The sequence below is a fragment of the Sinosporangium album genome (genome assembly GCF_900100605.1).
GTDB classification, from domain to species: domain Bacteria; phylum Actinomycetota; class Actinomycetes; order Streptosporangiales; family Streptosporangiaceae; genus Sinosporangium; species Sinosporangium album.
On the sequence record NZ_FNCN01000064.1, the window covers coordinates 1 to 12,182 of the forward strand.

The following is a 12,182-nucleotide window of genomic DNA, read 5'->3' on the forward strand; positions in this document are numbered from 1 at the left end:
GCTCGCCCAACCCGGCGCCGTAGGTGGTCGGTGCAGCCCCCAGCCCCGCGATGAACTCGTGGTTGCGTGCGCTGGCCGTACCGATGACGGTCGCACCGCGGGCCACCGCGAGTTGGACGGCGACCGTGCCGACCCCGCCGGCCGCGCCCTCGATCAGCAGGGTCATGCCGGGGCCGACCTTCAACCGGTCGAGGACCCGCGTGGCCGTCTCGATATTCCCGGCCGCGCCGCCGGCCTGCTCCCAGCTCAGCGCGTCCGGCTTCGGCTCCCAGGCCGCCAGGACGGCGTACTCGGCGTTCGCGCCGCCGAGTTCCGCGAGATCGACGACGCCGAAGACGGCGTCGCCCGGCTGGACACCGGTGACTCCCGTGCCGACCTCGTCGACCACACCCGCGGCGTCCACGCCGAGCACGTGGGGCAGGCGCAGCGGCGCCATGTCGCGGAACCGGCCTGAGCGCAGGTAGCAGTCGGCGGGAGTGACGCCCGAGGCCCGTACGGCCACCCGGATCCGGCCCGGTCCCGCGTGCGGCTCCGGGACTTCGGCGACCTCAAGGACGCTCGCGGGACCGTACTCGGCGAATATCAGTGCTCTCATGGCGTCGGACGCTATCGGAACACCCCGTCCGTTTAGCTAAAGTGAGAGCGGTGACGAGCCGTTTGACTCACTCTCTGCGCTCCGATGCCCAGGACAACCGCGAGCGCATCCTCGCAGCGGCCCGCACGGCGTTCGCCGAGCAGGGGCTGGACGTGGCGATGCGCGAGATCGCGCGGCGGGCCGAGGTCGGCCCCGCGACCCTCTACCGGCACTTCCCGACCAAGGAGGCGCTGGTCACCGATGTCTTCACCGAACAGATGGCGGCCTGCACCGCCATCGTCGACGAAGGGCTGGCCGATCCGGACCCATGGCGCGGCTTCTGTCGGATGATCGAGCGGGTGTGTGAACTGCACGCACTGGACCGGGGCTTCACCGCGGCGTTCGTCTCGGCCTTCCCCTCTGCGATCGACTTAGCCGCGGACCGGGAACGCGCGCTGGGCAAGGCCGCCGAACTCGCCCGCCGGGCCAAGGCGGGGGGCAAACTGCGCCCGGACTTCGTCCTCGACGACCTGATCATGGTGCTCATGGCCAACGGCGGCATCCGGACCACCTCGCCGGCCGCCGCGGTGGCCGCCTCGCGGCGCTTCGCCGCGCTGCTGATCCAGGGCATGCGGGCCGAGCCGGCCATCCCGCCGCTACCCCCGGCGGTCCGGCTGCCGCTGGCGGCTTTGTGACCTAGTGCAGTCACCGGCCGTGACCGGTGGACCCGAAGAGCGTGGTGCGACGCATAGCCCTGGGCCCGGTTTGACCTTGACGCAGGCGTCAAGCTTTTAGCGTGCGCACATGACTTCTGCAGCGAAGAGCGCGCGCGGACGCGGCTGGCTGGTGAGCCTGATGCTGGCGACGTTCGCGATCGGCACCGACGACTTCGTGGTCGCCGGGGTGCTCCCGGCCATCGCGGCCGACCAAGGCGTCAGTGAGGCCGCCGCCGGGCAGCTCGTCACGGTCTTCTCCCTCACCTATGCCCTGGCGGCCCCGCCGCTGGCGGTCGCCACCGCGCGGTGGCCGCGCAAGACACTGGTCGTGGGCGGTCTCGCGGTCTTCGCGGTCATCAACGTCGTGACGGCGCTCGCACCCACCTACGCGGCCCTGATGGCCCTGCGCGTGCTGGCCGCACTGGCGGCGGCGGCGATCACGCCGGCGCTGTTCGCGCTGGCCGGCGGACTCGCCGCACCGGAGCGGGTCGGCCGGGCGATCGGGGTGGTGGCCTCCGGGCTGACCATGTCGCTCTTCCTGGGCGTGCCGATCGGATCGCTACTGGGCTCGGCGTTCGGATGGCGCTCCACGTTCCTGGCCGTGGCCCTGTTCACCTGCGCCGTCCTCGCCGCCGCCGCGGCGACGCTGCCGGCGCTCCCCGGAGCCCCCAAGATCGGGGTCGGGGCCCAGGTGCGCGCCTTGAGCCGTACGGCGGTGCTGCTGTCTGTCCTCGCCACGGTGACAGGCGCGGCCGGAGGCATGATGACCTACACCTACATCGCGCCGATCACCCATGACCTGACAGGTCGGGGCGGGGCGATCCTGGCCGCGTTCATCGGCGTCGTCGGCGTGGCGGGAGCGGCCGGCTCCGTCGCCGGGGGCCGGCTGACCGACCGGTGGGGCGCCGATCGTGCGCTGCTGTTCACCTTCGGCGTGCTGCTCGCCGCGACGGCGGCACTGGCGATCACGGGGTTCGTGGGCGGAGGGACGGCACCCGTCTGGCTGGTCATGATCGTGCTCGCCGCATGGGGATTCGGCGGGTGGGGTTTCAACCCGCCGATGAACGCCCGCGCGCTGCGCCTCGCCGGCGACGCGGGAACCGAGGCCGTGGCACTGAACACCAGCGGCCTGTACGTCGGGATCGCCCTGGCCGGCGGCCTCGGCGGCACGGCCGTCGCGCTGTACGGCGGGCTCGGCGCCACCGTCGCCGCGACCGCGATAGGGGTCGCGACGCTGTTCCTCATGCTCTTCTCGGTGCGACGCTATCCCTCAGAGCCCACCCCGGAAGCCAGTGATCCCACAGTCGGCACAACGATTCGCCAGGAATGAAAACGCAACTGAACTCCGCATAAGATGCGAGCGAGATGATCCGCTTCACAATCCCGGGAGAGTTCGTCTGGCGCGTGGCCAGACCCGGCCTCGGCACCGTCGCCTACGGATTCCAGGAGGGGTGGCTGAGGCGTGAGGGGGTTATAGACATCTGCCTTCGACGCACGCTCGTCGGCGATGTGAATCCTTTCGTCGAGCGTCTCGCCTACCTGCTTCGCGATGAGATCGACAGCGTCGATCAGATCCTTACCGCCGCCGAAGCGGACCCGACCGAGGAGGAAAAGGGCTGCTGGATCTACATCACCAGCGCCTGGGTCTACGAGAACCGTGAAGTCCTGAGCGATCCGTTCGGCATAGCGGAAATGCTCTACTCGGAATTCGGATACCCAGAGGAGATGGAAGGATTCATCCGATATATGCCCCTGCCGCCGGGAACCGAGCCGGGAATGGACGGCTTGCTCGCCCACTGGGCCGATTACCTGAAAGCAAAAGGATACCGGCCGTAACACGGAGCCAGCGAGCATCGCCAAGGCCGCACGGGAAGTACGGGCGGTTCGCGGGTGTTATGGGGTGGCGTGAGGGAAAAAGCCATTGATGTCGTGGTGATCGGCGCGGGGCAGGCGGGCCTGTCCAGCGCCTACTTCTTGGGCCGCCTGGGATTCGTTCCGCACCGGGAGTTCGTGGTGCTGGACGCGGAGGATGGCGCGGGGGGCGCGTGGCGGCACCGGTGGCCTTCACTCCGGTTGGACGGGGTGCACGGCATCCACGACCTGCCGGGCATGCCGTTCGGCGCCCCCGATGCGACGAGGCCGGCGGCCGAGGTAGTGGCAGGTTACTTCGCCGACTACGAGCGCCGCTTCGACCTGCCGGTGCTCCGGCCTGCCCCGGTCTCGGCCGTACGGCACGGCGCGGGCGACCGGCTGCTCGTGGAATCGCCGCACGGCACATGGGCGGCGCGGGCCGTGATCAACGCGACCGGCACATGGCTGAAGCCGTTCATCCCCTACTATCCGGGCATCGGCGACTTCCGCGGACGGCAGTTGCACACGGCCGACTACCGGTCCGCCGAGGAGTTCCGCGGGATGCGCGTCGTCGTGGTCGGCGGCGGCATCTCGGCCGTGGAACTGCTCACCGAAATCTCGGCCGTGGCGTCGACCACGTGGGTGACACGCCGCCCGCCGGAGTTCACCGGCGAGGAGTTCACCCCCGACAAAGGACGCGAAGTCGTGGCCGCGGTCGAACGCCGAGTGCGTGCCGGACTGCCGCCGGGAAGCGTGGTGAGCGTGACGGGACTGCCGGAGACCACCGCGATCCGGCGGGCGCGCCGACTCGGCGTGCTCGACGGCCGACTCCCCATCTTCAACCGCATCACCGCCGACGGCGTCGCATGGCGCGACGGACACTTCGTCCAAGCCGACGCCATCCTGTGGGCCACCGGCTTCCGGCCCGCCATCGACCACCTCGCCCCCCTGCGCCTGCGCGAGCCCGGCGGCGGCATCCGCCTCGACGGCACCCGCGCCGTCGCCGAACCCCGCCTCCACCTCGTCGGCTACGGCCCCTCCGCCAGCACCATCGGCGCCACCCGCGCCGGCCGCGACGCCGCCCGCGGAGTGCGCGACCTGCTCAAACCCGGCGGCGCCGTACGGCAAGGCCCCACCCACGCCGCAACCGCATAGCACCCTCCTGGGGACCAGGAGTCGCCGATACCCGACCTCTCGCGCCTCAACGGCGATGAGTGCCCGGCGATCCTGGCATTGCCGAAACAGGTGTGGGAGGTCGCCTACGACGCCGACGGGCAGGCCCGGGACGGGGCGTGGGTGGCGGAGCCGACCGGCATGCTCGATCTTTCCTCCTGGCCGAAGGGCATGCGGGTCATCGTCCGTAAGGAACGCCCTCACCCGGGCGCCCAACTGCGCTTCACCGACCTCGACGGGCATCGTTTCACCTGTTTCGTCACCGGCACCCGGCCCGGCGAAGTGCTCACCAGCACCATCGAAGGCATCGGCGAAACCTTAATCCGCCGCTGACCGGCGCACAATTGCCGGAAAAGGCCGCCGGGTCCACACCCGGCGGCCCTCTTCATTTTCGCCTTTCGCGGCGCCACGCTCTGCACGGAAGCTCGGCGCACTTGGGGCATTGCTCCTGTTCCCACCAATAATTCGCTGAGATTCAATGCCGCCTGCTTGAGCCCGGAGTGCCTGTTTGCAGCTCAATTAGGTTGTCGCCTTGGTTGCTATCCGCTCTGGATAACGGATGGTGTAGGTAATCCAAAATTATGCCGAGTTTTCATCCAGGGCTGGACGGAATTCGTATCAGAAGACCGAGTTTTGCAGCCTCATGCCTTTTTCTCGCGCTTTTGCAGATTGTCCTGTGCCGTCCGCCTGACTTCTTTCCAAGTGTCTCTGCATAGTATTACTAGAGTGCTTGTCGGCGTGTTGCGGTGCCCGGCAACTACATGTCGAACTGCGTCGTGATCGTCCTTTGCGAGAGCTTCAAGCATATCCGGCGTGGCTTTATTCTTTCCGGCTACCATGGAGCGGGCACGCCAATCGCTACTAGCCGTCAGAATGCGCAGTATCTCGATGGGCACCGTTTTGTTTTGCGCCACCCAGAAGTGTGCTTCCGAGTGATGGGTGACCAGTTCGAGCCAGATTTCCAGCGGGGCAGAATCTCGAGCTGCTCGGTTGTATCCGGCAGGGTCGTCGCCAAGGCGTAGTGCGAGGAACTCTGCTGCTGATTCTATCACCTAACGCCTCTCCGTCTTTTGCTTTGAAACTTGTTCATGCATATCCTAGCCGCGCAAATCTTTCCAGGAAATATACTTGCCGACATTTCCTTGTGTTTGCTTTTCATCCAGTCTCCGTACTTGTCGGCGTCGGTCTCGGCCGTACGCCCCAGCGCTTCCTCAAGGCCGGCGAAGTGCTCACCAGCACCATCGAAGGCATCGGCGACATGCGCCAAACCTTCATCCGCCGCTAACCGGCCTTCACTTATTGAAAAAGGCCGCCGGGCCCCACACCCGGCGGCCTTTTCCTAGTGCGCTATGCGGTCGCAGGCCCGCTGCTCCGTCCCGCTGCGTGACGGTATAGGCAGGCGGGCTTGCACTCCTGCATAGCAACCCCCCTTAGCGAAGGGTTATGTCAGTCCAGGCTGCATATAAATCTGTGGCGCAAATTATCATCGTTCCTCCAGTGAATGCGAACTCATGAATTAAGCCGAATTCCCGGGGGAGTACCTCGTCCAACTGTACGCTGCCAAGTCTTTTGGCCGACTGATCTTTGTCGCGAGTTTCTATTCGAATGGTCTGGACGTCTGGGTAGCTGATCAAAAGTCCGCGCTCGTGCTTCCACTCGTTGGGTTCGAAGTAGACCTCCAGGGACATTTGTCCGTCGGTATCTTTGAGAGAGAAGTGTCCGAAGGTGAGGTCCTTCACGCATTCGTGGCTACTGAAATCGTAGTGGCCGGGGGCTGAGGCGTAAGATCTGGCCCCTGGGGGGAGCTGTGCGATAAATCGCGGCAAGGCATCTAGGTAAGGCTGTGGGTCATGCAGGTAACCATAGAGGCCTTGGAGCGGATCGATTCGCACATATTTCATTTAACATCCGCCAGTAATTCGGGGGCGCATCCAGTTGTCGCCCTTTATGTTCTCGATGCCTTTCGGTCCCAGGTGGACCGAGGCGCACATTTCCCCGACGACAAGCCCCTTGAGGTTATTGTAGACGTCTCGGGGAACCGTTACATTCGCCATCTTTCCGTGTTTTTTGAACCACCCGCTACTTCCGAAGACTGATCCGGACCCCGACGGGGTCTCGCGTTCCAAACGTGTGAGATGCGAGAGCTGTACCCGCTCGGGGTCGGCGTCGTCGGCGGCCTCGGCCAGTGTCCACCCGTTCTTGCGCTCGGTCTCTCCGGGCAGGCCGTGCACGTAGGAGCGCGTCTGACGTCGTGCTTCCACTCGGGGGGAACCGGGCCGCGAAACGGCCGATGAACGCGGTGAATCCTGCCGACCATTCAGCAACTGTCTCCACCAGCATGAGGCGATCGTCCGCCGAGGACATTCGGATTACAACCTGTCGTTGTCGTACTAAGCACACATCGGCACCGACCTCGCCAGGGGTGGAGGGGTCTCAACCCCGATCCAATCCCTCACGAGGTCTTCGTCAACGTCTTCCGGCCACGACGATCTCACTCCGGATTAGGGCATAACCTCTGGATGTGCGCTTCGTCAGAATTTCGCCGATCTGATCAGTAGCGCTTTGATTTCATCCGCCCCCTCCTTTGTTATTTGCATCGACGATCCAGTGGCATTCAACTGCCCCCAGGAGGAAAAGAATACGCCAGTATTCCATGTATCGGTGTTTTCTTTGGGGAAATGTGCGGCAAGGAGATTCTTTAGTGTGGACGACCTTTTGAGCAGTCGGTTGGAGAGAAAGAAGCCACCTGTATCCAACGTTTGATCCTTCAGCGTATGCGGTGTCGGTGTGGAAACTTCAACGCCTGCTGTGGCGTAGAGGGGATCCACGTCGTCGCATACGCTGCGTGATAGCGAAATGAATTCTCGTCCCGCCCGCCTTGCTTGCTTTCTTCCTCTCGGGGACTGCAGGTGGTCAGGTATGCCTAGTGGGCCGGCGTGCATGACCAGCGATACCGCGTGATCATCGTTTTGGGTGGACCAGTCATATCCAAGGGATATGTTGACCTTTCCCAACCTGATTCCGGTCCTGATAGGACGGTAGTCGCAATCGTTGCCGTTTGCGATCGCCGATATCCTATCCAGGGGGAGGTTTATTTCCTGGTAAAAGTCTCCAAGGTCGCTGACCATGGCGAATCCCGTGCTTTGTGGGGCAATGCCGATCCGGGTATCTGTATCAGCTCCCCGCTTCATTAGAGACCGGTAGATGCGCGCGTATAGATCCCTCTCGCCGTGCTCGCTGTAAAGCCCAATGGAGATGTGGGGAGGCGGAGGATGCAGGATATCAGATGTGGGCATTTTATGTTAATTATCGAAGAAGTCGAAGTATTCGTCGTAGTTGCGATTGGCTTGGAACGAAAGCGGTCATCAGGCGCCCGTCGGCGCGACCGAACTGTACGAAGAACCACTTTCCGTCTTTGCGTAAAGGATGTCCGTAGGTGCTGGTATTTCCAGTTTTCCAGGGCACCACCTTTCTGCTCTCCATTGCGCTCTCGATGAGATCTCGCCAGTCGTCGAGATGTGTCTCGGAAGTCGGTTTACCTCCATACCATTGGGCGGCGTGGCGGTCGAAGGAATGGCGGAGTCCGTGGTCATTTATCCATCGTTCGGGGCCGGGACACAGGCAGTGCCGCTCGTTGACGTATTCTGAACGAGAACGTCAGTGAGGTGATCTCAGGGAAATAATTAGGGTGATTGGGGATATTCGGGACGCCCGTGATGGCGTTTCGGGCCTTTCGGGAGAAGTCGTCGAAGGCCGGGGATGGACGTGGAGCCTCCGGTAGATGAGTTCTCACCACAAGAAAGCACAACCGCCGAGAGGCTCCACGTGATTGCTCATCGTGCCATGCTCGACGTCTCCCGCACGCTGGTTCACCACGTCGCCCGGTCGCTGCGGGACGAACGACGACGAGTGGGGACTCCCAAGGGCAGCCGTGCTCTGACCCCGTTCTGGCAGGCGGTGCTGATCCTGCGCTGGTTCCGGGGCGAGCACGACATCCCCAAGCTCGGCCGCGACCATCGCGTCTCACGCGCCACGGCCTACCGCCACATCGCCGAGGGGATCGACGTTATCGCAGCTCAAGCCCCCGATCTGCACGATGCGCTGAACCGCGCCCAAGCCGAGGGGCTGGCCTACGTGATCCTCGACGGCACGCCGATCCCCACCGACCGCTGTGCCGAGCAGACCGTCAGCGTCAAGGGCGAACCCATCGACGCCTGGTACGCCGGCAAGGCCCACCGGCACGCCGGTAACCTTCAAGCCCTGTCGGCACCCAGCGGTCTCCCTCTGTGGATCGCCGAGGTCGAGCCCGGCTCGGTGCACGATCTCACCGCCGCCCGCATGCACGTGCTGGGCGCGCTGTACGCCGCTGCCGCAGCCGGCCTGCCCACCCTTGCCGACAGCGGCTACGAGGGCGCCGGAATCGGCGTCCACACGCCGATCAGACAACCCGAGGGAAACCACATTCCCAGCCCGGACAACCGCACCTGCAATCGGCTCCTTCGCGCCCTGCGCTGCCTCGGCGAACGCGGGTTCGCCCTGCTCAAAGGCCGCTGGCGAACCCTCCAGCACATCACCGTCAGCCCCAGCAGAATCGGCGACATCGCCCGCGCAGCGCTTGTCCTCACCCATTTCGAGCATGACTATCTACCGGCAATTGGCTGAGATCACGTCAGTGAACCTTTTTCATCCTCGGGCGAGCCGCTGGTTCTGTAGAACGGCGATCGCCTTGCACAGATGTCCGGCCTTCTCAGGACCACAGCGGAGCTTGCGAAGGATGCGCCAGCTCCTGAGCTGTGCGTTCGCACGTTCACCCGGACCACGAAGGCGGGCATGCGACCGATTGGCCCGCTTCTGGGACTCAGGCTTCTTCCTCCCCTTCTTCCCCTTGCAAGGCGTGACGACCGGCCCTCCCGCCCCCTGATACGCCTTGTCCGCGAGCACGAGCATCCCCGCCTGCTCCAGACGGCGGAGAACCCCCCACGCCCTGGCCGCGGTCAGATCGTGAACGCTGCCGGGCAGCGCCCCCGACGTCCACAGGACCGCCCCTTCCGGCGAGGCGATGACCTGCACGTTCATCCCGTGCGCACGGTGCTTGCCGGAGTAGAACGGCCGGTCGGCCTTCACCCGGTCGGTCCGGATCGGCGTCCCGTCCAGCACCAGGTAACGCAGCCCGTCCCTCTCCGCCCTTCTCAACGCCTGCCCGAGTTCCGGGGAGCGTGCCGACAGCAGCGCCACCGCCTCCCGCACGTACCGCCACGCCGTCGTCACCGACACTCCGAAACCGGCTCCGAACTCGCGGAACGTCTCGCCCTTGCGCAGGTGGACCAGCACGAGCAGGGCCTGTCGGCCCGGGTTGAGCCGCCGCCAGACGGTCCCGGCGGCCTTGCGGTGGCGGCGGATCAGGCCGGCGACGTAGTCGAGGGTTCGGGGAGACAAATCGACGGCGGCACGGTGGAAAAGCACTCGAAGCCTCTGGTTCGGATGGGTCAGTCCTGGTCGACCAACCCGTCTATCAGGGGCTTGTGTGCCACGAGCGCGGGAGATCGGCGGTGGTAGCAGCCGGTTGAGCGCGGTGCTGCACGGGAGATGAAGGAGAATCGGCCCTTCGGAGCCGCCTTTCGGGAGGAGGCTTCAAACCGCCCTCCGCTGCGTTAGCTGAAGACTGTCGTGGTGAGCGGGAGGGAAAAGGCGCCCTGGAGGCGTCAGGTGGGGATCAAGAAGGCGTTGCATCGAAAGCCCCGTCGAAGGGGTTCACCGCGGAAGCGCCGTTAGGTAGAAAGCGACATCGAAACCGGGTCTTTAAGCTCAACCCGGGATAAGCCCGGCGGGTGCCCGAGTATTGGCCGGGCGGTGTCCGGCGCAGAGGTGGCGCGAGCTTGATCCGCCGCTCCCGTGCGGAACGTGGGATGGCGTGTCCCGACACGGCCCGGCCGCAAGGCCGGGCGGCAGGGAGTTCCCCAAGCGTCTGAAACGCAAGGGGGTGAGTACCGTCGCGGGACACGCCGGCGGACCGGCCCGTAGTAGTGAGGATCCCCCTGCTTGATGCGGTGGGGCGGGGAGCGAAGGGGCCGGCTTGACCGTGGTTCGTTGATGGGGTCAACCGGGCGTTCGGCGCCTGGGAGGAGTCGCGTGAACGGGCAGAGACCGGCAGGCAAGCCGTTTGACATCTCCAAGCAGGAGGTCTGGGACGCTTATCTGAAGGTGAGGGCCGACAAGGGTGCGCCGGGTGCGGACGGCTGCACGATCGAGGACTTCGAGAAGGATCTGAAGGGCAACCTCTACAAGATCTGGAACCGGATGGCCTCGGGCAGCTACTTTCCTCCGCCGGTACTGGAGGTGGAGATACCGAAACCGCAGGGCGGTGGTGTCCGGATCCTCGGGGTGCCGACCGGATCGCGCAGACGGTCGTGGCCGTCCGGCTGGAGAAGGTCGTGGAGCCGAGGTTCCATGCCGACTCCTACGGGTATCGGCCGGGCCGGTCGGCGCATGAGGCGGTGGCCAGGTGCCGGGAACGGTGCTGGAGCAGCGACTGGGTGATCGATCTGGACATCCAGGCGTTCTTCGACAGCGTGCAGTGGGACCTGATCGTCAAGGCGGTCGAGGCCAACACCGATCAGCCCTGGGTCGTTCTGTATGTGAAGCGGTGGCTGGCCGCCCCCATGCAGAGGGCCGACGGCTCGCGGGCCGGACGGGATCGCGGAACCCCGCAGGGGTCGGCGGTCTCGCCCGTGCTGGCCAACCTGTTCCTGCACTACGCATTCGACGAGTGGATGGCCCGGCGGTTTCCGGCGGTGCCGTTCGAGCGTTGCGTCGACGACGCGGTGGTGCACTGCCGTAGCGAGAGCCAGGCCAGGATGCTGGTTGCGGCGATCGGTGAGCGGATGGAGCAGGTCGGACTGAGGCTCCATCCGGACAAGACCCGGATCGTCTACTGCAAGGACGGAAGACTCACGGGCTCCCATGAGCACACGGCGTTCGACTTCTTGGGGTTCACGTTCCGGACACGGGGAGTCCGTAGCAGGCACGGGATCGTGTTCACCGGTTTTGGTCCGGCGGTCTCCAAGACCGCCATGGGAAGGATGAGCGAGACGGTGCGGTCCTGGCGGGTGCACCGCCGTACCGCCTTGTCCGTGCATGATCTGGCACGTTGGCTCAATCCGATCGTGTCGGGGTGGATGAACTACTACGGCCGGTTCTACCGGTCGGAGTTTTATCCGCTGCTCAGGCGTATCAATGTCTACCTGGTGCGCTGGATGAGGAAGAAGTACAAGCGGTTGAGGACCTTCAAGAGGGCGCTTGCGGCATGGAAGCGCACGACCCGCCAGTACCCGCGTTTCTTCGCGCACTGGCGCTGGGTTCCCGAGTTCTGACGGTGAGGTTGAGAAGAGCCCGGTGACGGGAGACTGTCACGCCGGGATCTGTGGGAGCCCGGAGGTGAGACTCCTCCGGGCGACCCGACCTCTGCGTCATAGGCAGTTCGACGGGATCGTGATCACGCTGTGACCTGCTCTTCTCCTGAAGAGGATGTAGGGTCGGGGGCTGGCGCGGTGGCGTAATTGACGGTAGGGCTCGGGGCCTTTCCTCCGCCGGTTTCCCGGCCGGGTGTGCTCTCCCCGATGACCATGGCCGATTCGCTTCCGTCTCCAGCCCCCGCCTCCTCGAACCGTGCATGCGGTTCTCCCGCACACGGCTCACCGACGTCGTTCACCGCCGACATTCGGCTTGACCCGCCAGTCCTTGAAGGGCCTGGGCGTGACGACGATTCCATACATTCTGATCAGGCCGAACTCGTTCGGCGACAGAGCGACGAGCACTCTCCACCCGAATCCCCGGCTTGCCCGGTGACGTTTACTGACTAACAACGCCAG

General features: G+C 65.1%; 11 protein-coding genes and 2 pseudogenes. 8 read left to right on the forward strand and 5 right to left on the reverse strand.

From position 1 onward, the window contains the following. On the reverse strand, nucleotides 1-595 hold a 595-nt coding region (locus tag BLQ73_RS30170; protein WP_143020533.1), incomplete at its 3' end, for an NADP-dependent oxidoreductase. A 50-nt stretch (nucleotides 596-645) separates the two neighbouring features. On the opposite strand from BLQ73_RS30170, the gene BLQ73_RS30175 reads away from it, so the two are divergent. The 5 genes and pseudogenes from BLQ73_RS30175 to BLQ73_RS30195 all read left to right on the forward strand — a co-directional run. Next, nucleotides 646-1,269, forward strand: coding sequence for a TetR/AcrR family transcriptional regulator (locus BLQ73_RS30175; protein ID WP_093176198.1), 624 nt, complete (start codon nucleotides 646-648; stop codon nucleotides 1,267-1,269). A gap of 109 nt (nucleotides 1,270-1,378) precedes the next feature. Then, a complete protein-coding gene (locus BLQ73_RS30180) occupies nucleotides 1,379-2,620 on the forward strand; it encodes an MFS transporter (RefSeq protein ID WP_218126093.1) in 1,242 nt (413 codons plus the stop codon). Nucleotides 2,621-2,655: 35 nt separating this feature from the next. Then, nucleotides 2,656-3,126 (forward strand): DUF2247 family protein, encoded by a 471-nt coding sequence (locus BLQ73_RS30185; protein WP_093176203.1) that lies wholly within the window; start codon nucleotides 2,656-2,658, stop codon nucleotides 3,124-3,126. Nucleotides 3,127-3,195: 69 nt separating this feature from the next. Further along, on the forward strand, nucleotides 3,196-4,296 hold the full coding sequence (locus BLQ73_RS30190; RefSeq protein WP_093176205.1) for an NAD(P)-binding domain-containing protein: 1,101 nt from the start codon (nucleotides 3,196-3,198) through the stop codon (nucleotides 4,294-4,296). A gap of 93 nt (nucleotides 4,297-4,389) precedes the next feature. Further along, a pseudogene (locus BLQ73_RS30195) lies at nucleotides 4,390-4,599 on the forward strand (IS1380 family transposase); the annotation flags it as partial. Between the two features lie 356 nt (nucleotides 4,600-4,955). Here the strand turns inward: BLQ73_RS30195 and BLQ73_RS31915 are convergent. After that, entirely contained in the window at nucleotides 4,956-5,366 is a 411-nt protein-coding gene (locus BLQ73_RS31915; protein WP_143020534.1) for a HEAT repeat domain-containing protein, read from the reverse strand. A gap of 92 nt (nucleotides 5,367-5,458) precedes the next feature. On the opposite strand from BLQ73_RS31915, the gene BLQ73_RS31920 reads away from it, so the two are divergent. After that, nucleotides 5,459-5,599 (forward strand): fumarylacetoacetate hydrolase family protein, encoded by a 141-nt coding sequence (locus tag BLQ73_RS31920; RefSeq protein ID WP_218126094.1) that lies wholly within the window; start codon nucleotides 5,459-5,461, stop codon nucleotides 5,597-5,599. Between the two features lie 859 nt (nucleotides 5,600-6,458). Here the strand turns inward: BLQ73_RS31920 and BLQ73_RS35205 are convergent. Both BLQ73_RS35205 and BLQ73_RS31925 read right to left on the reverse strand, forming a co-directional pair. Then, nucleotides 6,459-6,654, reverse strand: a pseudogene (locus BLQ73_RS35205) (IS701 family transposase); the annotation flags it as partial. 191 nt (nucleotides 6,655-6,845) lie between these two features. Further along, nucleotides 6,846-7,610, reverse strand: a complete 765-nt coding sequence (locus BLQ73_RS31925; RefSeq protein ID WP_143020535.1) for a hypothetical protein — start codon at nucleotides 7,608-7,610, stop codon at nucleotides 6,846-6,848. Between the two features lie 529 nt (nucleotides 7,611-8,139). Here BLQ73_RS31925 and BLQ73_RS30205 point away from each other — a divergent pair. After that, nucleotides 8,140-8,976 carry a transposase family protein gene (locus tag BLQ73_RS30205; protein WP_176955782.1) on the forward strand — a complete coding sequence of 279 codons (837 nt, stop codon included), beginning with the start codon at nucleotides 8,140-8,142 and terminating at the stop codon, nucleotides 8,974-8,976. 21 nt (nucleotides 8,977-8,997) lie between these two features. On the opposite strand, the gene BLQ73_RS30210 is transcribed toward BLQ73_RS30205, so the two are convergent. Next, on the reverse strand, nucleotides 8,998-9,777 hold the full coding sequence (locus BLQ73_RS30210; protein WP_093176212.1) for a transposase family protein: 780 nt from the start codon (nucleotides 9,775-9,777) through the stop codon (nucleotides 8,998-9,000). Between the two features lie 929 nt (nucleotides 9,778-10,706). Here BLQ73_RS30210 and BLQ73_RS30215 point away from each other — a divergent pair. Further along, complete coding sequence (locus tag BLQ73_RS30215; RefSeq protein ID WP_275936342.1) at nucleotides 10,707-11,684, forward strand: reverse transcriptase domain-containing protein; 978 nt, start codon at nucleotides 10,707-10,709, stop codon at nucleotides 11,682-11,684. Nucleotides 11,685-12,182: the final 498 nt, after the last annotated feature.